This is a genomic window from Thermus tengchongensis, assembly GCF_021462405.1.
In the GTDB taxonomy this organism is placed as follows: domain Bacteria; phylum Deinococcota; class Deinococci; order Deinococcales; family Thermaceae; genus Thermus; species Thermus tengchongensis.
On the sequence record NZ_JAKEDU010000018.1, the window covers coordinates 1 to 18,935 of the forward strand.

Sequence of the window (18,935 nt, forward strand, 5' to 3'; positions counted from 1 at the left end):
GTGTCCGCGCACACCAGGCCCATCACCCCTCTCGTGCACGTAGAAGCTGGTGGTGTCCACGTGCAAGGCAAGGCCCGTACCGGGAAGGCAAAGGCCCGGTGGGCCTCCTTGGCCACCTCCAGGAAGAGCTCCGTCACGCATACAGGCTGTCAAGCATCCGCTCCATGCGGTCGTCGTTGAGGAGGTCCGGAGGGATACCAGTCCGATGCGGTCCAGGATGCCGGCCACCAGGCCCAGGTGGCCGAGGTCGTACACCTGCAGGTCGGGAGTCTCTGCCACCCCAAAATCCTACGGGAAGGTGGGAGGGGTGCGGAATGTGGATTGCAAGACGCGGAGGAAGCAGGAGAGGTGGGGTAGGGAGGGGAAGTAGGGGTGGAGGAGGGATGGGGAGAGGAGGTAGCCTTGCCCTACCCGTTCTGGGGGGACCGCAGTACACGGTATGCCTGGCCCGGGGTCCAGAGGGGGTGGGAGTGTTCCTGCGGTCCCTGGCCTGGCCCGAGGCCTATCAGCGCACAACGAGCCGAAGGTACCGGGGCTCCGCGTCCTGATAGCCAAAGGCGGAAGCCCGCAGGCGCACCAGGTGTTCCCCAGGAGGGGCCTCGGGGAAGACGAACACGGGCACCAGCGCCCTTGCCGTCTGCCCCACAGGCACCTCTGTAGCGGTGCCTGCGCTAAAGAAGGTGGGAAAAGGCGGTTCCTCCGCCACCTCCAGCCACAGGTTTACAGTGACCCGCCCACTTCGGCCCTGGGGCGGCGCATACACGTTTACTGCCAGACTCCCTTGTTCCCCAGGGGCTACCTCCAGGCGGTCCGCTTCCAGGCTGGTTTGGAGGACAGGTAGATCTCCTCCTCCCCCTCCTCCGCCGCAAAGGGGGAAACAGGGGGGAAAAGGACTGAAGTGAAACTCGCCGCACCCTGCCAGAAAGCCCACCAAAAGCACCAGAACCCCCCTCCGTGGGATCCCCACACCCCAAACCTTCACGGTCTCACCTCCAGGGTGAAGCGCAAAGAATGCCTGGACGCTTCGTTCGCCACATGGAGTACCAAGGGCCAGGCACTTGGGGAGGCCTGCGGGGCTACCTCAAGCGGTCTCTTCGTGTCTGTGGGTCCGAGGCCGCTGAAACGAGCACAGGCCAGCCCGGAGGTGCTTTCCGTGATCTGGGGAGGAGGAAGGTCGGTCAGCGAGGTGATCCACGTGCAGGCGATAAGGTCAGGGCCGGAGTAAAGGGGAAGGATCCGGAAGGGTAGCTCCACCACTTCTCCTGGCCTCCCCGAAACTGAACTTGCGAGGAGTTCCGCCCGGAAGGGCACGTTGTACTCGTCCCCACCCCCTAGGTAGCCCGTTTGGCAGGCGGGGAGAAGGGCGATAACCGCCAGGACCGAGGGCTGTAGTAGCCCTTTGAAAACACACCGCCTCATCCCTCGAGGCCTCAAGGCTATTTTAACTCAAGTTGCCACCTACCCCCAGGCCTGAAAAAATAGTGGCCGCTATGCTGCAACAGACTATAGCGGCCTTCTGCATTATAGGTCAGCCCGCAGGGCTACCTTGCTGACGCCCTCAAGGCCATGGGGCACAAAGGTCAGCCGTAGGCTATGTTCCTGACCCCCAGACCAAGGTGCCCACCAGCGCCATCCTCACCCTGGCCATCCTGGCCGCCATGGAACTGGGCGGCAAGCACAACAAAGCCCTGGCCTTGGCCAAGGAGCTCCATCTCTTCAGCCACATCCCCTCCCTCAGCCGCTGGAACGCAGCCTTACGGCTGACCAACCGCAGGCTCCATACCGCCCAAAGCTATGCCTTGGATACCTTCCCCCTCCCCGTCTGCGAGAATATCCGAGTCCCAAGGTCCCCCTTGGCCCCTGGGAAGGTCTTGAAGTGCTGCCCCGAATTTGGACCACCCCAAGAGAGAGACTAAAGGGTGGAGCCCAGGGGGTAGCAAGATGCGCAAGGGGTCGGCGAAGGACAGGGCAAGGACTGCGTTGGCGTTGGTATCCGGCCGCGGGAGCGTGGCCGAGGCCTCTCGGGTTCACGGGGTGGCAGAGTCCGGGCTCCACCGCTGGCAGCGGGAGTTCCTGGAAAACACCCATGCCCCCTTCGCCTCCGGCTGCAGCGAGCAAGAGGCCCGCATTCGCGAGCTGGAAGGCTTGGCCGGCCAGCCGGCCCTGGAGCTGGAGGTCCTGAACAAAGCCTCCGCACTAACGGGATTTCCAGCTGGCTTTGAACGAAGGTAGCTCCACGGGCAAAAGCCGAGGGCGTGCCCCCTGGGTGGCACAAGCCCCCACGGGATAGCCAGGTCGTGGAGCCCTCGGACGCCTTAAAGCGTCCGCCCTTTCCGGTGGCGTCCGGGTAGCAGCGGGTAGGGTAGTCGTTCCACCTGTAGGCCCTGTTTACGCAACCAGTCTTCCAACATGGTGGCCTCGAGCCCCGCAGTGGAGTGAACCAGGTAGCGGGGACCGCACAGCCGCTCCGGGGGCAGGCGTTCTAAGGCATCCAAAGCCGTATCCGCTCCCAGGTGATAGTCCAGACAGACGAGGTCGAAGTTGGACAGGTCCTCGGGCACCTCGAGGGTTATCACCACCTCGCTGGCTCCCAGGGAGCGCACATACGCTTCCAGAGCCGGGTAGCGCTGGGGGGAGTCATCCACGATGAGGACCCGCATGTTTGCAACATACCAAGGCCGGGGCCGGGCGAGAGGGGAAAGTGTCAAGGAGAACTTCCCCGGGAATCCGGGAGGAAGGTGCGGTAAGGGCAGCCCCGGCTATGTGGGTCCCGGCGGTCACGGTGCCTCCTTGCAGCTACCTTGGTAAATACTGACAGGAAAGGTCCCCCCTTGGGCTTCGCCTGGGATGAAGCCAACACCGCCCATATCGCCCGGCACAGGGTGCGGCCCCGGGAAGTGGAAGAAGCCCTCACCGACCCCCAGGGCTCGCACTCCGCACGCGCTCCCAAGGCGGCGAGGAGCGCTGGGCGGCCCTGGGAGCCACGGAAGCTGGACGGGTCCTCTTCGTGGTCTTCACCCGCAGGGAGGGCAGGGTGCGACCCATCACCGCCCGGGACGCTAAGCGCTGGTACCGGAGGAGGGGAGGGATGCGAAAGGTGCGCCATCTGGAAGAGATCCCCGAGTTTGCCAGTGAGGAGGAGGCCCGTTTTTGGGGGAGCACGGCCTGGGGGAGGAGCTGCTGGCGGGGATGGCCCCGCCGCCGGAAGGGCTTCTGCCCCCAGCCCGCCCCAGGGCGCGTCCCATCTCCATACGCCTGGACGAGGACCTCTTGCGGCGGCTCAAAGCCCCTCGCCCGGAGGAAGGGCAAAGGCTACCAAACCCTCCTCAAGGAGTTTGTGCTGGAGAGGCTCTACGAGGAGGAAAAGCGGGAGGGGGTCATTTAGGGCCGCCAAGGGCTTCCTCCAAGGAGCTCGAGGGCTGCCCCGTTACCGCCCGTTAGCCCCCCATGAGGGTCTTCACCAGGCCCTTGGCCTGGGTAGCGCCTGCCCCAAGCCTTCAGGTCCGCCTCCGGATCCTTGGAGAGGCCCACCCCCTCCACGGGGATGCGGGCATCCCACGGGGCCCGGAAGAGGTCCTTGAGGAAGGCCCCGAAGGGGGAGAGCTTTTCCACCCACAGGCCCGCGGACCAGGCCTCGAGGGCCGGTCTCAGCTCCTGCAGGAGGGCCGTCTTCCCGTACCCCGGCGGGCCCGCCGGACCAGGGGGCCTCAAAAAGGTCAGTCCAGAAGGAGCTTCACTCGGGCCAGCACCGCCCGTATCACTTCCTCGGGGGCTCGGGCGATGGGTTCAGCCTGCCGGGCCCGGTGGTCCAGGCTTCGCACCTGGTCTGCCAGGGCTACCCCCGCCACGGGGAGCCCGGGGGTAAGGGGCACTTCGAAGGGGTAGCCCTTGACCCGTGAGGGGACGGGGCAGAAAAGGGCCAGGCCCGCCCGGGCGTTGTAGGCCTTGGGGGAGAGGGTCAGGGCAGGCCTCCTCCTGCTCTGTTCGTGCCCCGCCTGCGGGTCGAAGTCCAGCCACACCAGGTCCCCTCGGTCGGGGACGAAGCTCACGCCTCACCCCCCACTGCGGGCCCCCAGTCCACCTCGTCGTGGCGGTTCTCCTCGGTGATCCCCTCCAGGAGGTCCTCCAGCTTTAGGGGGCGCAGGACCAGGCCCCCCCTTTGGCCTCCAGGATCACCTCTTCCCCAGGGAGAAGGCCCACAGCCTCAGCCAAGGGTTTAGGGATGCGCACGGCGAGGCTGTGGCCCCAGCGGGCTACCTTGGTCTTCATGGCCCTAGTATCGCCCCAGGAATAGCCCCCTTGCATCCTCTTAGAGACTGCCGTAAACGGGGAAGCCTTTGCGACGACCTCTAGACTCCTTTACTTTAACAGCGGGGCTCGAGGGTTGGGCGGTGCAGGAAGAAGCCCTGCAGGAAGTCGACACCCAGCTCCAGCCCACGGTCGTGGTCCTCGGGGGTTTCCACACCCTCCAGCACCACGCCATAGCCCAGATCATGGGCCATCTCGATGATACTGACGAGAAGGGGCAAGGCACGATCCGAACTCTTCCGCACCTCCCAAAAGAGTTCTTTACTGATTTTCAAGAAATCCAGGGGAAGGCTGCGCAGGTGTAGGAGAGAGGTTTGGCCCATGCCAAAATCGTCCAAGGCCAGCCGGAAGCCTAAGGTTTTCAAACGCCAAAGGGCCGGGGTAATCCGGCTGAGGTGATTGGAGGCCAGGCGCTCGCTGATCTCCAGCACCACCCTGCTGGCCTCGAGGCCCTGCCCCACCTGCTTTTCCACTAGGGCCAGAAAGCTGGGGTCGGAAAGGGACCATGGGGTCACGTTCACCCACAGGGTGATCTGGGGGTAGCGTGCTTGGAGAGCGAGCAATTGGGAGAGAACGAACCGGTCTACAGCCTCGTTGACCGCCCGCCGGGAAAGGTCGAGGTGGCCCAGGGGGTTAACGAACCCGCTGGCGCCTTGGATGCGGAAAAGCACCTCGGCGTCCCGGAAGCGACCCTCCCGGACGTCCAGGAGGCTCTGGAAGAAGAGACGACCCTTACCGGCCGCCAAGGCCTGGTGGAACTCCGCCTCCAAAGCAAGGGCTTGGGGCGTGAGACCGTCCAGGTCAGGGGTGAAAACCTCGGGCTGGGTAAGCCGAAAAAACTTGGCCCGGTACATGGCCAGGTCTGCCCGACGCAGCAACTCCGCCAGGGTGACCCCGTGGATAGGGAAGAGGGCTAGGCCCAGGCTCGCCTCGAGCCGAATGCCCTGGTCACCCAAGGCCACCTCCACACCCGCCGCATCGAGGAGCGCCTGGGCTTTCCTTTGGGCTTCCCGGCAGTCGGCTGCAGGGAACCAAGCGGCAAACTCGTCGCCACCCATCCGCCCTAAGACCGCCTCCGGAAGGGCCGCCTTCAGCCGTGCTCCCAGCTCGGCCAGCACCCGGTCCCCAGCGGCGTGTCCCAGGGTATCGTTCACCGCTTTGAATCGGTCCAGATCCAGGTAAGCCAGCGCCCGGGGGGCTCCGGAACGCAAGAGCTCAGCTTCCACGCGCTCCATAAAGGCTCGCCGGTTCAAAAGCCCCGTCAAGGGATCCACGGTGGAGAGCTCTTCCAACTGGGCCCGCAGGGCCACCTCCTCGCTGATGTCCCGGCTGGTGGCCACCAGGTACTCTACCCGGCCCGAGGGACCGAGGATCGGGGTGACGATCTTCTCTTCGGTGTACAGGGAACCATCCTTTCTGCGGTTGGTGAAGACGCCCCGGAAGGGCCTGCCCGAAAGCACCTGCTCCCAGAAATTCTGGTAGAAGGCTAAGGGGTGGTGGCCCGACTTCAAAAAGCGGGGGTTGAGGCCCAAGACCTCCTCCCGCCGATAGCCCGTGAGCCGCTCGAAGGCCTGGTTGGCGTACAGAATGTGCCCCGAGGCGTCGGTGATGAGCACGCTCTCGGCGAGCTGTTCCAGCACCGCCTGGAGAACCATCGGCGGGAGGAAGGTGGAGGTCATGAGCCTTCCTTGCGGAGTGCCTCCAGCATTCCCTTGGCTTCTTCTTCCGTCAGCCGATCCAGCAAAGCGGGTTCCATCCCCGCCACGTTGTAGAGGGCCAGGGCCCGGTAGCGGTCGTAGCCGTGGGTGATCACCGCGCCCACCGCCATGCTTAGGCGGTAGAAGGCTTCGGTGAGCGGGTCGGCCTCAGGGAGTTTGGCGTCATGGGACTTCCTCTCCACAAACTCCGCCACGAAGGAGGCCATGGCCAGCATCATGGGGTTCTCCACCTTCCGCACCACGTGTACCAGCCCCACCTTGGCCATCCAGGTGAAGTAGCCCGCGTCCAAGGGGCCTTCCACCGTGCGCCGCCACCAGTTTGCCAGGGTCTTTTCCCGCTCGGGGCGCTCTCCCTCCCGGAAGACCTTGCGGGTAGGGGGATGGGCGAAGAGGCTGTCGTAAAAGGCCTTGACCAGCTCGTCCGTCCAGGAGAGGAGTACCTCCTTGTGCCGAGCGATGAGAGCGGCGTCCTCGGGGCGGAAGCGGGTCTCGGGGGGCATTTGCTCCAGAGCTTCCTTGGCGATCTCCACCATCTGGGTCATGGCTCACCTCCTCAGGCCAGAGTTTGGGCGATGCGGGCCGCAGCGGAGCGGGCCTCCAGGTGGATGAGCCCCAGGTTAGCCCCCATGGGTGCGGTCACCGCCAGCACCCCCTTGTCCCCGGCGGCGTAGACCACCAGGTAGCCCGCCTGTCCCCGCACCACCACCTCCTCCAGGCCTCCCAGGGCCGAGGTCTGGGCGATGCGCTTGCCGAGGCCCAGGGCGGTGGCCGCCATGGCCGCCGCCCGGGCCGCCTCCGCTTCGGGCAGGTCGGTGGCCAAGGAAAGCCCGTCGGTGGAGGCCACCATCACCCCGGTGATTTCCGGCACGGCCTGCCGAAGCCCCCTCAGAATGCCTTGCAGTTCCTCTTGTCTGCTCATCCTTCACCTCCTCTTGTGCCTCACTGCGCTTTCGCCTCCAGCGCAGAAAGCGCCACCTCCACGCTCCGCTCCAGGAGACTGCGGCTCTGCCCCGTGATCTGGCTGGCAGCCTCCAGGTAGACCTCGTGGTACCCGTTGGCAATCAGCGCGGATACCGTGGCCATCAGGCGGGAAACCGCCCCAGCCAAAGCGCCGCCTTCCACTTCCCGAACCGCTTCCCCCACCGCCCTCGCCACCAGGGCCGCATGTCCCAGCATCATGGGGTTCGTAACCCCGCGGCGCACGTGGGCCAGTCCCACGTAGGCCTGCCAGGCCCAGTAATCCAGGTCAAAAGGACCGCTAAGGGTGCGCCGCCACCATTCCCGCAGGGTGCGCTCCCTCTCGGGGCGCTCCCCCTCCCGGAACACCGCTCTGGTGGCGGGATGGCTGTAGAGGCTGTCGTAAAAAAGCTGGACCAACCTCTCTTCCAAGTCCAACAGGAGCTCCCGGTGCCGAAGCACCAAGGCCGCATCCTCCCCCGAGAAGCGGTCCTCGGGGGGCATCTCGTCCAGGGTCCGTTGCGCCAAACGCCGGTAGTAGTCGCGGTTCGTCAGACTCATGTTGCCTCCTCGACGCCTTCACCACACGCCCTGCCACCTCTCCCCCGTCACCAGCTCCAGGATGCGGATGAGGGCCAGGGTGGCGCTGGTGGGGCTGGTGGCATTCATCCCCACCACCTGCTCCTGCGGCAGGCCGAAGTAGTCGGCCACGTCCTCCGGGGTCCACACCCTGGGAAGATCCTGCCGGGTCACCCCCACCACGAAGGGCACGGGGTGGCGGGAGGTCAGGTACTCCAGGATGTACCGGGCTTTGGGAAAATCCCTGGGCTGGTCCCCCGCCACCAGAAGGACCAAGCCCAAGGCCCCTTCCACCAGGACGTCCCACATGAAGTCAAAGCGCTCCTGCCCTGGGGTGCCGAAGAGGTAAATGGGTACCCCGTCCAGGGTGAGGAGCCCAAAGTCCAGGGCCACGGTGGTCTTTTCCTTGCCGATCTCCTCCGTGGCCAGCTCGTCGGTTTCCACCACGGGGATCTCCGAGAGGGACTGGATGAAGGTGGTTTTGCCTGCCCCCACGGGCCCGGAGACCACCAGCTTGTAGCTCCTGCTCACCCCGCCCTCCCCAACAAGGAGGCTAGGAGCCTACGGAAGAGCCCCCGCTTCTCCTCCGCCTGCGCCGCCTTTTGGTACGCCCGCACAGGGGCCACCTTGCCCACCAGCCGCAGCTTGTGCAGGTAATAAAGCACCTCCTCCACCCGCAGGCCCAATCGGGCGGCCAGCTCCTCCGCGGAAGCCCCGGAGGCCAGTAGGGGACGGGCCCGCTCCCAGAAGCTCCAAAGGGGCTCCTCCAGCCAGACGTCCATGGCCACCGCCTGGAAACGGGTCTTGGGATCGGGGAGGAGGGAGCGGTAAGCGGCGAACTCGTCCTCGATGGTGGTCATGATGAGGAGGATGCGCTCCAGGGGCCAGCCCAGGAGCTGGCCCTCCGGCGGGGGCGGAGGGGTGCCGGTGGTGAACTCGAAAGCGCCCTCCCCGGAGCGGAAAAGCTCCTGCAATACCGAGCGGGCTTGGAGGGGGTCGAGGAGCTTTGTCCCTTCCCGTACCCACACCACCTTCCCGCCATCCAGGGCAATGGCGTAGCCCTGGCGATGCCCTGGAAGCCCAAAGATCTCCAGCACACCGCTCCGACGGCCCAGCATGCCCACCAGGTCGGGAAAGGGCATGTCCCTTAGGCTTCCGAAGATGGCCATAGTTGCGACACCACCTCCTTCAAGACGGTGGAAAGGCCCAGGCACTTCCGGCACGCCGTACGGCTTTCGGGGGCATCCAGGAAGCACTCCTTGCCCTTAGGCAAAGACAACCCCACGGCCCCAAAGGCCTCGCCCGAGGCGGTCTTGAGAGGTACCGCCAGCCCGCACCGATTCGGGATGAGTTCCCCCTTGGCTCTGGCGTAGCCCAGGCGGCGGACTTCCTCGAGGCGGGACATTAGATCTTGGACGGTGCTCGGCGTTGAGGAGGTGTATGGCTTAGGAGGGAATCGGAAAAGATGGGCTCTCAGGGCTTCTTCCCGCATGTGGGCCAAAATGGCCCTTGCCCCAGCCGAGGCGTGGGCATGGGGGGTGACGGGTCCCTGCTCTCCAGGAACGGGCCAAACCCTCTGGCCGCGGTGGCCATAAGTTGCCTCCGGATGAATCCCCCACGGGCGCAGCGTGAGGACATACGCCCGATGGCCGGTGTGTTGGTAGGCTTCCTTAGCCAGCTCTTGATAAAAGTAAGGGTCTTCCGGGGCCTCTGGCAGTTCCAGGAAAGGGTGAGGATAGCGGATCAGGTACTTCTTGCTCAGGGGATCCTGGGCCACAAAGCCTTCTTCCCGAGCGAACTGCAACGCCTTGCGCGCCTTATCACGAGGGAGGGACAGCTCCGCTGCCAACGCCTTTAAGTGAAGCCCTTCCGGGTGGTGGTGCAGAAGCTTGAGGACGCGCAAGACAATCCGACCCGCTTCCCTCATACTGGTGCCGGATTTTGCCACATTAAGCCCTATTTGGGCAAGAATATACGCTCTCCCGCAAGAACTTTTCCTTAGAGAAAATGGGGAAGTATTGGACACATTGCAACCCAACCAGATCCTCGGGCCGAGATGGTAGCTTCTTTCCCCTGTAACCCCCCTTTCGGATATTCAACGCATACCCCCTTGATAGGCCAAAGGAAAAGGGAGGCGTTTGGTGACGTGTGGAAAGATACCAAACACCCCCCTCCATCCTACCCCTGCCCCTGGAAGAGCTGGTCCCCCTCCTCCAAGCATGGCTCCAAGCCCGCCTGCCAGCACCGGAGAGAAAACCCGGCAGGCCCAGGACCTTCTCCGACCTCAGCCTTCTCCTCTTCCGCCACCCTGAGCGAGCGGAGCCGGAGGCTGCCCTGGCACCACCTGCGGGAAGGGAAGCGGGTGGGCCGGAAAAGGCGGATCCTGGCCATGGGTCACGGGCGAAGCCCGTACCTTGCCTCCACCCCCCTCCCCGCCCAGAGGCCGGACGGGGAGGCGGCCTGGGGCGTGGGCTCGGACGGGGGCTGGGTTTACGGGTACAAGCTCCACCTGCCCTTGGACCTGGACACTTGGGATGCTCAGGGGGGCGGAGAGGCTTCCTGGGGAGAAGCCACCCGTGGTGGTGGCGGATGCGGCCTATGAGGGGGAAGCCAACTTTCGGCCGGCGGGGAGGCGAGGAATGGTTTTGGTGACGGGGCATAACTGGAAACGGGGGAGGCTGAAGGGGGAGGGGCGGCTGGCCAACCTGCGGCGGCGGGGAAGGTGGGTGTACCGGAGGCTTTTGGGGCGGAGGTGGGAGGTGGAGACGGTCTTTGGTCTACTGAAGGGGCCGATGGGTTTGATGCGGGCGGTGGGGGGGATACGGGGGCTGAAGGCGGTGGTGGGGCAGGTGGAGGCGTGGGTGATGGCCTGGAGCGTGGTGGCCCAGCTTCTTGGGGAGACGGGTCTGCCCATCACCCGGGTGCTGCGGGCGGTGGCGTGAGCTGAGTATGCGAGTGAATATCCAAAAGGGGGGTTAGCTTAATGGTATGGATGAACTGGAGGGACATAGGAAGCCAAGCCAACCTAGATCCAAACCAGAACGGCTGGTGTATTGGTACTTCCGCATCAACGGTTTCTTGCTCTTGGAAAATTTCATGCTCCACCCGGACATGGGGCCCCGTACGGTTTCCGATGTGGACCTTGTGGCGGTGCGCTTTGTCCACCGTAGGGAGCTTTTTCCTCCCTCCGAGATGGAAGATGATGAATGGCTTTTCGACGCCAAAGCCTGGGTGACCGCCCACCTGGTGGAGGTCAAAACGGGCATGGGAAGAATCAACCCCAGCTGGCGGAGGACTGACGCCGTAGAGCGCGCCTTGAGGGCCGTGGGTCTTGTCCCTCCGGGAGATGTGCCTGCGGTGGCCGAGGAATTGAGGAATGCCGGGCATGTCCGCCGTGGCGAGGTGTGCCTCCGGATAACCGTGATCGGCAGCTTTCCAGAACCCGAGCTGCGGTATACATTCATCTCCTTCAATGACATCATCCGCTTCCTTCATGAACGCTTTACGCGCTACAAACTACAGAAGAGCAACCTTTCCTCCTGGCCCGAGGAGGGCCGCTTTTTGAGGGAGGCGTTGGAGGGTCAGAGCTCTTCTGGGGGGCTGGAAGCCTACGCCGAGCGGATAAAGACAAAACTTTTCTCCCTATGTCCCACCCCCCTTCCGAGCGAGCCTCCTAGGGGGTGAGGTGGCCTGAGGCCCGGTCAACAAGGCTTCTCTCAACCTCCTCCCCGCCTCCCGCTGCGCATGCCGCCACATCAGCCCCGGCCTCTCCTCCCGCACCCGCCGCACCTCGTGAAACGCCTGCACCACCAACTCGCTGTGGGCCAGCTGCACCGCATACCCCCGCGCCTGGCTCCTCCCTTGCCCCAGGTTCCCCTTGAACAGCCGGTGCACCACCTCCACCTTCCACCGCAACGTCCAAGCCTCCAGCACCTCCTGTACCCCACCCCCCAGCGTGGACACCAAAACCTACCGCCGCCACCCCAGGCCACACCACCCGCATCCGCTTGGCGCAAAGCCCAAACCGCCGGCAGTACCTGGCCCTCCCCGGCGGATAGCGCTGCAAAAGCTCCCCCACCGGGACCACCTCCCCTTCCTCCTCCCCCTCTGCCCCCTCTTCCAGCAGCACCACCTTCACCCGGCTCCGCATCCTGCCCACAAAGGGAATGCCCGCCCGCAGGAGGGACCTCAAGGTCAGCCCCGAGCTGAACTGGGCGTCGGCCACCACTCCCTTGAGGTCCACCTGGGGATGGACCGCCAGAAGGTCAAAGACCTCATCCAACAGGGCTTCGGAGGGGGTCTTGAGGGGGTAGGCTGGGGTTTCCATCCCGGGAAGACGGGGACGGAGGAGAGGAAGAGGTGGCCGAGGCGGGTAGCCTTGGCGGCGGGGTTGTAGACCTGGCCCAAGCCTTGGATGGCGGGGCCGGTGTGGGGGGTGGGCATGAGGTCTATGGTCAGGTAGGCGCCTTTGGGGGCGGCGAGGAGCCTTTGGTGCCGGGTGGCCGAGCCGGAAGGAGGCCAAGGCCTCGCTTGGGGAGGAGGTTCTGCAGGGGCTTCTGGCGCGGCGGTTTGCCTGCGAGAGGGATGCCCGGCGGGCTTTGGAGGAGGCGAGCCGGGGGCTGGCCTACCACCGCCTGGTGTACCTGGGGGTGCGGGAGCTGTGGCGGAGGCTTGAGGAGGGGGGGAAGGGGTTCCCGACCAAAAGGGGAAGTCCACGGCGAGGCCCACCTTGCGGTGGGTGTTCCAGCCCCTCTGCGAGATACGGGCTACGCCCGTGACCTGGTTGCGTCTGGTGGTCCTGGAAGGGCGGGTGGCGGTGCTGAACCTCAAGCCCCATCACGAGCGGGTGGTGCGCCTTTAAGGGGTTGAGCGGTATTTCCCCCAGACTTGACCGGTATACCCCTTTTGGGGTAGATAGCCCCCCATGACCCTGCGTAAAGCCCTATCCCAGGTTCCCGACCCCCGTGCCCACAACCGCCGCTACCCCCTCTGGGGCCTCCTGGCCCTCATCCTGTTGGCCTTCCTCTCCCGCGTGGACTCCCTGCGCGGCGTCGCCCGCTTCGCCCGCGCCCACCCCCACCTCCTCCCCCACCTGGGCCTGCGCAAGCCCCCAGGCCACACCGCCCTCACCGGGCTCCTCCACCGCCTGGACCCCCAGGCCTTGGCCTAGGCCCTGGCCGCCGTCTTCCCGGAGACGGAGCCCTAAGGAGAAAGGGTCCTGGTGGCCGACGGGAAGGCCCTCCGGGGAAGCGGCAAGGGCAAGAGCCCCCAGGTGCGCCTGGTCGAGGCCAAGGTACGGGCTTCGCCCGTGACATGGGCCCATTCCCTGGGGCGGACCCTGGCCCAGGCCAGGGCGGAGGGGAGCGAACAGGGGGCTCTTTTGGAGCGCCTGGGGGCCTGGGGACTGGCGGGAAAGGTGGTGGTAGGGGATGCGGGCTTCCTGTACCCCGAGGTGGCCCGCGGGGTGCGGGCAAAGGGGGGAGTACCTCCTGGTCCTGAAGGGGAACCAGGGGGAGGTTTGGGAGGCGGGAGGACGCTTGTCAGGTGCGGGTGCATCTGGTGTCTTCGCGGAACCGCAAAGGGGTGCGTCGGAAGAAGGCCACCTTGGAGGCGTTCTCCTTCAACCCCCTGGCCGCGCTGCGGTTCCTGGGGCTCTATGCCGTATAGCGGTCAAGTCTGAAAGTCCTGCCGAGCACTTGACGGCAACGCTTTACTTCTTTACTGTAAAGACGTGACCCTGCTTTCCCGTCTGTCTCCCAAAGGCCAAACCACCCTGCCCAAGCGGGTTCGGGAAGCCCTGGGCCTCCGGCCCGGCGACCACCTTCTCTACGAGGTGGGGGAGGACGGCACGGTGCGCATCCGGAAGGCCGAGCCTCTGGACCTCGAGGGCCTGAGAGCCCTGGAGGCCACCCTCAGCGAATGGGCGAGCCCGGAGGACGAGGAGGCCTACCGTGGCCTTTGACCGCTTTGCGGTGGTGCGGGTGCCCTTCCCCTTCACCGACCAAAAGGGGGCCAAAAACCGCCCTGCCCTGGTCTTGTCCGCCCCCACCTTTGGGGAGGCCATAGGCCACTCTGTGATGGCCATGATCACCTCTGCCCACCATGCCCCCTGGCCCCTGGACTGCCCCATCGAAGACCTGGCGAGCGCGGGCCTGCCTGCCCCTTCGGTGGTGCGCTTCAAGCTCTTTACCCTGGACCACCGCTTGGTGCGGGGGGTGGTGGGTAGGCTCTCCCCAGGGGATGCGGCCCGGGTGGAGGCCAACCTGAGGCGCCTGTTGGGCCTGGCCCCGGTTCAGGGGAGGCCGTGAGGGCCCAGGCCCCAGGTACCCGCACGCAAAGGTTGCCCCACCGGCTAAAGCCAAAGTGGCGTGCTCATGGCCTCTTTGGGGCCCCCGCCGTGGCGCAAGCCACGACGGGGTACTTAGGGCCTATCCCTCCCACCCCCTGAGCATCAGGGTGCGCATCCCCGTCCAGTAGGCCACCTTCTCCCTGGGGTGGCCCGCCTTGAGGTAGCCCCGGATGGCCCGCCAGCGGAGGCGGTGGGCCAGGTCGGTGCGCCGCCCCTCCCGGGGCTCGTAGCCGGCGAAGAGGGTGAACTCCTTCATGAGCCACTTGGCCCCCTCGAGGCCCAAGGGCCGCCCCCGGCCTTTCCTGGGGCTGGGGTTGAGGAGGAGATGGGGGTAGGGGAGGGGCTGGTGGCCCGCCAGGTACTCCCGCAAGGGAAGCCACCCCTCCAGCACCTCCTGGGCCAAGGGCGTGAGGGGCACCTCCCGGAGCCTCTCCCCCCGGACCAGGAGGCGCTTCCCTTGGAGGTCGTCCTTCCACAAGGCAACAGCCTCCTTCAGGGTGAGGCCCACCTCCCCCAGGAGGACCAGGAGGACCTTCAGGAGGGGACGCCAGTGGGCGGGGGCGTACTCCTCGGCCCGCCGCCAGAGGGCCTGCCACTCCCCGTCGGAGAGGGGAGAGGGCTCGTGGAAGACGGGGGCCATCTGCGGGGGATACTCCACCTGGGGGGGCAGGGGATGCCCGGCCCAGTCCAGGAAGGGCCAGAGGTGGCGGAGGGCCCTGCGGGCCCGCTCCACGGTGGGCCAGGCCAAAGGCCCCTTGGGCCCGCCGGGGAAGCCCCGGTCCTTGGCCTCCAGGAGGAAGGCCCGGAGGTCCCCGGCCTCCAGCTTCGGCCACCTCCGCCCCCGAAGGGCCAGCCAGCGGACGAACCGCCCCACCGCCTCGGGCACCGCCCGGTCGGGCCGCTTGCGGTGCCGGACCAGGTAGGCCCACACCGCCTCTTCCAGAACCTTCTCGTCCCACCGCTCCAGGGCCTCACCCACGATCCGCTTCCGCTCCTCGGGGTAGTCCCAGGGCTCGAGGGGGAGTCCCATTTCCTCTAACATCCTCTCTTCCACTTTACCGCCCCCACCCCCCACCGCCAAGGGGAGCATGGCCGATCCGTTTCCTTTTCCTCTTCTCCGTTCTTTTCTCCTCTTCCCTCCCCACGCTACTCCCCGTGCCGCACGCCTCACGAATAAGAGGAAAGGCGCTTTTCCCTGCCCTTGGTGGGGGTTGCTGGGGTGGGGGTAGCAAAAAGGGAAGGGAGGAAGAAAAGGGGTTTAGGGCACCACAAGCACCACACCCCGGGCTGGGGCCAGGGCCTCCGCCTCCCCCGGGGCTCCCAGGGGTCCAGGAGGCCGTTGCCGTCCCCGTCCAGGAAGGCCAGGAGGCGGTAGGGGAGGCCCGGGGCCGCTTCCAGGCGGAAAGGCCCGCCTCCAGGAGGTCCAGCCCGGGGAGGAGGGCCCCCTGCAGGTCGGGGTGGCCCCCAAGGACCCCGGTGTCGGGCACGGCCACCACCACCCCCGCTCCCGTGGCCCGGCCCCAGGCCTCGGGGAAGCGGGAGAGGCGAAGGTTCCACTGCCGGGGGAACAGGGGTTCGGCCACCCCCTGGGCCCGGATGGGGTGGTCGGGGAGGTTCATTTGGGGTGCAGGGGCCCCAAAGAGGCCTTGGGCCAGCCCCTGGGGGAGAAGGCCCTCCGCCCGGTACCATCCCCCGCCCAGGGGCCTGCCCGGGCACCCCGTGGGGCAGAAGCGGAGGTGGCCCGGGGAAGCCCCGGCCCCTTGGGGCCTTGGGCCGGAGGTGCCCACATAGACCACCCCCTCCAGGAAGGCCTCAGCAGGGGGCCTTGGGGCTACCTGGAGGCGGAAGGGGGCCTCCCGCCTAAGCCCCCCGCCCTCGGCCACCACCAGTCCCCGGTGGTCCCCCGGAGGGGCCCCCAGGAGGAGCTCCACCTGGGCCTGCCCCTGGGTCAGGTCCACCCGGAGGGGTGGGGGAGGGGCAGGCAGGCCTTCCACCCGGAGGAGAACCTCCCTTGGGGTAGGGGCGGGGGGACCAGCCTCCGGCCACTCCCCTCCTCCTCCCCTGTCAGCAGAGAGGGGGGCAACCGCTGAATTTTACCCCCCTTCCTGCTGACTCGAAGCCCAAGGGGGGAAGGAAAGGGGGGGAGAGGAGGGAAAAGGGGAAGCCGTTCTCCCTTCCCTCTCCCCCGTCAGCAGGACGAGGGGTAATGGGCGGGTTTTACCCCCCTTCCTGCTGACTCGAGGTCCAAGGAGGAGGACTGTCAGCAGAGAGGGGGGTAAGGGCAAGCCATTACCCCCCTTCCTGCTGACTCGAGTGGGTTCCCTAGGGGGGACACCCTATAGGGCTGGGCCTCGAGGGGTGGGGGGGACACTATGCCCCATGGCGTGGGGGGAAGGGGGGAGAACGGCGAGGTAGGGAAAAGAAAAGCTGGGAGAAGCGCAGGGGTGACGAGGGTAAAAGAGCCTTCCTTTCGGATATTCAGTGCATACCCCCTTGACAGGCCAGAGGAAAAGGGAGCGTTTGGTGACGTGGGGAAGAGCGCCAGACACCCCCTTCTGTCGTACCCTGCCCCTGGACGAGCTGGTCCCCCTGCTCCAAGCATGGCTCCAAGCACGCCTGCCAGCACCGGAGAGAACGCCCGAGAGGCCCAGGACCTTCTCCGACCTCAGCCTTCTCCTCTTCCTCCACCCTGAGGGGGCGGGGCCGGAGGCTACCCTGGCCCCTCCTGCGGGGAGGGAAGAGGATGGCCCGGGAAAGGCGGATCTTGGCCATGGGTCACGGGCGAAGCCCGTACCTTGCCTCCACCCTCCTTCCCACCCCGAGATCGGAGGGCGAAGTGGCTTGGGGCGTGGGCTCGGACGGGGGCTGGGTCTTTGGGTACAAGCTCCACCTCCTGGTGGACCTGGACACGGGGGAGAGGCGGGGCTTGCGGGTGGTCCGGGCCTCTTGCCACGACTCGCCGATGGGGCGGCGGATGCTCTAGGGGGTGGAGGTGGTTCCTGAGGAGAAGCCGGCTGGGGTGGTGGGGGAAAGCCAACTTTCGGTTAGCGGCGAGGCGAGGCATGCTTCTGGTGAAGGGGCAGAACCGGAGCCTGGGGAGGTCGAGGGGAGAGGTTGCGAACAGTTAACCCCCAGCCCCCTGTCCCCACACCAAGTCCTGCTCCCAAATCCCGCCCCCCACAACCCCCCGCCCGCACCCAGCAAAGGGCTTGGACCCGTAGAATGCTCTCCAGGAAGCCCAGACGTGAAGAGGGGAAGGAAGAAAAGCGTTAGGCCTCACGGCACCATTTATGCCATGGTTGATGGGGTTGAAGCACATAGCCGAAAGAGCAAATGACCTGGTACAATAGACCTGGTCATGAAGGTTTCCAAGACCCACTTCAAAGCCCACGCCTTGGAGCTCCTGCGCCGGGTGGAGACCACGGGAGAGCCCCTCCTGATCACCCACCGGGGCAAGCCCGTCCTGGAAGTGCGGCCTTATCGGGAAGAGGATCCCTTAACAAAGCTGCGGGGCACCCTGGCCCGCTACCAGGAGCCCACGGAACCCACAGGGGAAGCCTGGGAGGCTTTGGAATGAGGCCGCTCCTCCTGGACACCCACGCTTGGGTCTGGTACCTGGCCAGCCCCGAAAACCTGCCCCCTGACCTACTTGCGCGACTGGATGCCGCTCGCCAGAGGGAAGCCCTTTTCATTTCCGCCATCACCCCCTGGGAGGTGGCGGTCTTGGCCAGGAAGGGGCGGCTGGCCTTTTCCCTAGACACCCGGCATTGGCTCGAGGAGGCCCTGCGGGTACCGGGCATTACCGTGGTGCCTTTGGACGGAAGGACCGCTTTGGAGGCCGCCCACCTGGACCTTCCCCATCCCGACCCCGCCGACCGCTTCATCGCCGCCACCGCTCTCCGTCTGGGGGCAATTTTGGTGACCAAAGACACCCGCCTCCAAGGCTTTCAGACTTTGGAAACCCTCTGGGAATGACCGCCCACCAGGCTGATCCCTCTTCCATACGCCAGAATACGGCGGGCAGGGATTGGAGTGCCGCCCGTCCCGCAAGGCTTCGGGGCCCAGGAGGTTGTACCGGCGCATGGTGGCGTGTAAGGGCGGGGAGTCTCTAGGTGATGCGGGCGATTTCCTTGGCAGAGAGGCCCTTGGCCGCGTGGTAGACGGCTTGGAAGCAGGTCTTTTCCACCGGGTCCTTGGCCTTCTTGTACCTGCGCTCCAGTTCCCTCAAGGTCAGGTGCCGGGCTACCTGGGGCATGGAAGATACTACAAAAAAGGGTATTACACCCCATTGACGTAGCCTCCGGGAAGCCCTATGCTTAGGGCAGGGACTGGGCCCGGGCATAGCCCGGGCCTAGTACGTTTTCCAAGGCGCCCAAGCACCTCATCCCTCGCCACGCACCAGCCTCTGGGCCACCGCCGCCCCCACATTCCGCTCCCTGAGTAGAGGCTGCACGAGTCCCTGGAAGGCCTGCCAAAGGTCTTCCCGCCGAGGTGCGTATTCTCCCTGGGTCTTCAGGAAGTGGCCGTACACATACGCCGGGAAGTCTGCGGCGGCCATCAGGAGGTGCCCCTTTCCCACAGGGGCGGGCACCCCCAGAAGGCGGAACCCACCCCCTTGGCCCCTGAGGGCTTCAAAGGGCGCAGCCTGAGTCAAGAAGCGGAGGTCCTCGGGCATGCGGGTTTCGAAGAAGAGAAACCCATAGCCATCGAGGGCCTCGAGGCGGTCATTCACCTCCTCCAGGAGCAAGGCAAAAAGGGCCTGGCGCAAGCGAAAACCCAGCTCCCGATCTCCCCGCCTCAAGCCCAAGCGCTCCGCCAAGTCCTGCTTTTCCACCCACACCGCAGAGAAGCCCGCGGCCCCTCGGGCTATGGCTTCCAAAATAGCGTAAAAGGCTTCCAGGGCCTCCGGCACCCCTAGAGCGTGTTGATGACTTTGCCCAGCAAGTCCACAAACCTCTTCAGGAGGAGCATGGCAAAAGCCAAAAGTGCAGCCCCGCCACCGTCTCGGGTAACCGCTCATAGTC

27 protein-coding genes and 6 pseudogenes are annotated in these 18,935 nt (G+C 65.9%); 14 read left to right on the forward strand and 19 right to left on the reverse strand.

Annotated elements, in window-relative coordinates:
• From L1087_RS12420 to L1087_RS12425, 3 genes and pseudogenes are all read right to left on the reverse strand, one after another.
• A pseudogene (locus L1087_RS12420) lies at positions 1 to 279 on the reverse strand (hypothetical protein); the annotation flags it as partial.
• 39 nt (positions 280 to 318) lie between these two features.
• Positions 319 to 411, reverse strand: a pseudogene (locus L1087_RS13460) (transposase); the annotation flags it as partial.
• A 94-nt stretch (positions 412 to 505) separates the two neighbouring features.
• A complete protein-coding gene (locus L1087_RS12425) occupies positions 506 to 982 on the reverse strand; it encodes a hypothetical protein (RefSeq protein ID WP_234559212.1) in 477 nt (158 codons plus the stop codon).
• A 601-nt stretch (positions 983 to 1,583) separates the two neighbouring features.
• Here L1087_RS12425 and L1087_RS13465 point away from each other — a divergent pair.
• The 3 pseudogenes from L1087_RS13465 to L1087_RS12435 form a co-directional block, all read left to right on the forward strand.
• Positions 1,584 to 1,748 (forward strand): annotated as a pseudogene (locus L1087_RS13465) (IS982 family transposase); the annotation flags it as partial.
• Positions 1,749 to 1,775: 27 nt separating this feature from the next.
• A pseudogene (locus L1087_RS13470) lies at positions 1,776 to 1,877 on the forward strand (IS982 family transposase); the annotation flags it as partial.
• Between the two features lie 64 nt (positions 1,878 to 1,941).
• Positions 1,942 to 2,229: pseudogene (locus L1087_RS12435) on the forward strand (IS3 family transposase); the annotation flags it as partial.
• 86 nt (positions 2,230 to 2,315) lie between these two features.
• On the opposite strand, the gene L1087_RS12440 reads toward L1087_RS12435, so the two are convergent.
• Positions 2,316 to 2,660 (reverse strand): response regulator, encoded by a 345-nt coding sequence (locus tag L1087_RS12440; RefSeq protein ID WP_234559215.1) that lies wholly within the window; start codon positions 2,658 to 2,660, stop codon positions 2,316 to 2,318.
• A gap of 428 nt (positions 2,661 to 3,088) precedes the next feature.
• Here L1087_RS12440 and L1087_RS12450 point away from each other — a divergent pair, with 428 nt between their 5' ends.
• Positions 3,089 to 3,385 (forward strand): hypothetical protein, encoded by a 297-nt coding sequence (locus L1087_RS12450; RefSeq protein ID WP_234559216.1) that lies wholly within the window; start codon positions 3,089 to 3,091, stop codon positions 3,383 to 3,385.
• Here L1087_RS12450 and L1087_RS12455 read toward each other — a convergent pair.
• The 10 genes from L1087_RS12455 to L1087_RS13250 all read right to left on the reverse strand — a co-directional run bounded on the left by L1087_RS12455 (position 3,382) and on the right by L1087_RS13250 (position 9,588).
• Positions 3,382 to 3,711, reverse strand: coding sequence for a hypothetical protein (locus L1087_RS12455; protein ID WP_234559217.1), 330 nt, complete (start codon positions 3,709 to 3,711; stop codon positions 3,382 to 3,384). The two genes, L1087_RS12450 and L1087_RS12455, sit on opposite strands and share 4 nt — an antisense overlap.
• 5 nt (positions 3,712 to 3,716) lie before the next feature.
• The gene (mazF, locus tag L1087_RS12460) at positions 3,717 to 4,049 is read right to left on the reverse strand and encodes an endoribonuclease MazF (RefSeq protein WP_234559218.1); all 333 of its coding nucleotides are present in this window, start codon (positions 4,047 to 4,049) and stop codon (positions 3,717 to 3,719) included.
• An 82-nt stretch (positions 4,050 to 4,131) separates the two neighbouring features.
• Positions 4,132 to 4,269 carry an AbrB/MazE/SpoVT family DNA-binding domain-containing protein gene (locus L1087_RS12465; protein WP_234559219.1) on the reverse strand — a complete coding sequence of 46 codons (138 nt, stop codon included), beginning with the start codon at positions 4,267 to 4,269 and terminating at the stop codon, positions 4,132 to 4,134.
• Between the two features lie 95 nt (positions 4,270 to 4,364).
• Positions 4,365 to 5,987: a putative bifunctional diguanylate cyclase/phosphodiesterase gene (locus L1087_RS12470; protein ID WP_234559220.1), complete on the reverse strand. Its 1,623-nt coding sequence runs from the start codon at positions 5,985 to 5,987 to the stop codon at positions 4,365 to 4,367.
• Positions 5,984 to 6,568, reverse strand: a complete 585-nt coding sequence (locus L1087_RS12475) for a protoglobin domain-containing protein (RefSeq protein ID WP_234559221.1) — start codon at positions 6,566 to 6,568, stop codon at positions 5,984 to 5,986. The genes L1087_RS12470 and L1087_RS12475 overlap by 4 nt, the downstream gene beginning before the upstream one ends.
• 11 nt (positions 6,569 to 6,579) lie before the next feature.
• On the reverse strand, positions 6,580 to 6,945 hold the full coding sequence (locus tag L1087_RS12480) for a roadblock/LC7 domain-containing protein (protein ID WP_234559222.1): 366 nt from the start codon (positions 6,943 to 6,945) through the stop codon (positions 6,580 to 6,582).
• A 20-nt stretch (positions 6,946 to 6,965) separates the two neighbouring features.
• Positions 6,966 to 7,544 carry a protoglobin domain-containing protein gene (locus tag L1087_RS12485; RefSeq protein WP_234559224.1) on the reverse strand — a complete coding sequence of 193 codons (579 nt, stop codon included), beginning with the start codon at positions 7,542 to 7,544 and terminating at the stop codon, positions 6,966 to 6,968.
• A gap of 18 nt (positions 7,545 to 7,562) precedes the next feature.
• Positions 7,563 to 8,093, reverse strand: a complete 531-nt coding sequence (locus tag L1087_RS12490; protein WP_234559225.1) for a GTP-binding protein — start codon at positions 8,091 to 8,093, stop codon at positions 7,563 to 7,565.
• A complete protein-coding gene (locus L1087_RS12495; protein ID WP_234559226.1) occupies positions 8,090 to 8,731 on the reverse strand; it encodes a DUF4388 domain-containing protein in 642 nt (213 codons plus the stop codon). The genes L1087_RS12490 and L1087_RS12495 overlap by 4 nt, the downstream gene beginning before the upstream one ends.
• On the reverse strand, positions 8,710 to 9,588 hold the full coding sequence (locus tag L1087_RS13250) for an IclR family transcriptional regulator (RefSeq protein WP_407702050.1): 879 nt from the start codon (positions 9,586 to 9,588) through the stop codon (positions 8,710 to 8,712). Before L1087_RS13250 ends, L1087_RS12495 begins: the two co-directional genes overlap by 22 nt.
• A gap of 508 nt (positions 9,589 to 10,096) precedes the next feature.
• Here L1087_RS13250 and L1087_RS13255 point away from each other — a divergent pair.
• Positions 10,097 to 10,504, forward strand: coding sequence for a transposase (locus L1087_RS13255; protein WP_267964933.1), 408 nt, complete (start codon positions 10,097 to 10,099; stop codon positions 10,502 to 10,504).
• A 46-nt stretch (positions 10,505 to 10,550) separates the two neighbouring features.
• A complete protein-coding gene (locus L1087_RS12515) occupies positions 10,551 to 11,246 on the forward strand; it encodes a hypothetical protein (protein ID WP_234559228.1) in 696 nt (231 codons plus the stop codon).
• Here the strand turns inward: L1087_RS12515 and L1087_RS12520 are convergent.
• Positions 11,205 to 11,528 (reverse strand): hypothetical protein, encoded by a 324-nt coding sequence (locus L1087_RS12520; protein WP_234559229.1) that lies wholly within the window; start codon positions 11,526 to 11,528, stop codon positions 11,205 to 11,207. The two genes, L1087_RS12515 and L1087_RS12520, sit on opposite strands and share 42 nt — an antisense overlap.
• A 283-nt stretch (positions 11,529 to 11,811) precedes the next feature.
• Between L1087_RS12520 and L1087_RS12525 the strand changes: the two genes are divergently transcribed.
• The 5 genes and pseudogenes from L1087_RS12525 to L1087_RS12545 all read left to right on the forward strand — a co-directional run bounded on the left by L1087_RS12525 (position 11,812) and on the right by L1087_RS12545 (position 13,870).
• Positions 11,812 to 11,958 (forward strand): hypothetical protein, encoded by a 147-nt coding sequence (locus L1087_RS12525; protein WP_234559230.1) that lies wholly within the window; start codon positions 11,812 to 11,814, stop codon positions 11,956 to 11,958.
• A 223-nt stretch (positions 11,959 to 12,181) separates the two neighbouring features.
• Positions 12,182 to 12,423: pseudogene (locus tag L1087_RS12530) on the forward strand (IS1634 family transposase); the annotation flags it as partial.
• A gap of 63 nt (positions 12,424 to 12,486) precedes the next feature.
• A complete protein-coding gene (locus L1087_RS12535) occupies positions 12,487 to 12,732 on the forward strand; it encodes a transposase family protein (RefSeq protein ID WP_234559231.1) in 246 nt (81 codons plus the stop codon).
• A 561-nt stretch (positions 12,733 to 13,293) separates the two neighbouring features.
• Positions 13,294 to 13,524: an AbrB/MazE/SpoVT family DNA-binding domain-containing protein gene (locus L1087_RS12540; protein WP_038044063.1), complete on the forward strand. Its 231-nt coding sequence runs from the start codon at positions 13,294 to 13,296 to the stop codon at positions 13,522 to 13,524.
• A complete protein-coding gene (locus L1087_RS12545) occupies positions 13,514 to 13,870 on the forward strand; it encodes a type II toxin-antitoxin system PemK/MazF family toxin (protein ID WP_038044066.1) in 357 nt (118 codons plus the stop codon). The genes L1087_RS12540 and L1087_RS12545 overlap by 11 nt, the downstream gene beginning before the upstream one ends.
• A 120-nt stretch (positions 13,871 to 13,990) precedes the next feature.
• Here L1087_RS12545 and L1087_RS12550 read toward each other — a convergent pair whose 3' ends face one another.
• Complete coding sequence (locus L1087_RS12550) at positions 13,991 to 14,953, reverse strand: recombinase XerD (protein WP_234559232.1); 963 nt, start codon at positions 14,951 to 14,953, stop codon at positions 13,991 to 13,993.
• A gap of 13 nt (positions 14,954 to 14,966) precedes the next feature.
• The gene (locus tag L1087_RS12555) at positions 14,967 to 15,905 is read right to left on the reverse strand and encodes a S8/S53 family peptidase (protein ID WP_234559238.1); all 939 of its coding nucleotides are present in this window, start codon (positions 15,903 to 15,905) and stop codon (positions 14,967 to 14,969) included.
• 749 nt (positions 15,906 to 16,654) lie between these two features.
• Between L1087_RS12555 and L1087_RS12560 the strand changes: the two genes are divergently transcribed.
• The 3 genes from L1087_RS12560 to L1087_RS12570 all read left to right on the forward strand — a co-directional run bounded on the left by L1087_RS12560 (position 16,655) and on the right by L1087_RS12570 (position 17,886).
• A complete protein-coding gene (locus L1087_RS12560; protein WP_234559233.1) occupies positions 16,655 to 16,894 on the forward strand; it encodes a transposase in 240 nt (79 codons plus the stop codon).
• A gap of 375 nt (positions 16,895 to 17,269) precedes the next feature.
• Complete coding sequence (locus tag L1087_RS12565; protein WP_038044080.1) at positions 17,270 to 17,488, forward strand: type II toxin-antitoxin system Phd/YefM family antitoxin; 219 nt, start codon at positions 17,270 to 17,272, stop codon at positions 17,486 to 17,488.
• A complete protein-coding gene (locus L1087_RS12570; RefSeq protein ID WP_038044079.1) occupies positions 17,485 to 17,886 on the forward strand; it encodes a type II toxin-antitoxin system VapC family toxin in 402 nt (133 codons plus the stop codon). The genes L1087_RS12565 and L1087_RS12570 overlap by 4 nt, the downstream gene beginning before the upstream one ends.
• A 133-nt stretch (positions 17,887 to 18,019) precedes the next feature.
• Here L1087_RS12570 and L1087_RS12575 read toward each other — a convergent pair whose 3' ends face one another.
• Together L1087_RS12575 and L1087_RS12580 are read right to left on the reverse strand one after the other, a co-directional pair.
• On the reverse strand, positions 18,020 to 18,166 hold the full coding sequence (locus L1087_RS12575; protein WP_234559235.1) for a hypothetical protein: 147 nt from the start codon (positions 18,164 to 18,166) through the stop codon (positions 18,020 to 18,022).
• 126 nt (positions 18,167 to 18,292) lie between these two features.
• The gene (locus L1087_RS12580; RefSeq protein ID WP_234559236.1) at positions 18,293 to 18,823 is read right to left on the reverse strand and encodes a hypothetical protein; all 531 of its coding nucleotides are present in this window, start codon (positions 18,821 to 18,823) and stop codon (positions 18,293 to 18,295) included.
• Positions 18,824 to 18,935 lie beyond the last annotated feature (112 nt).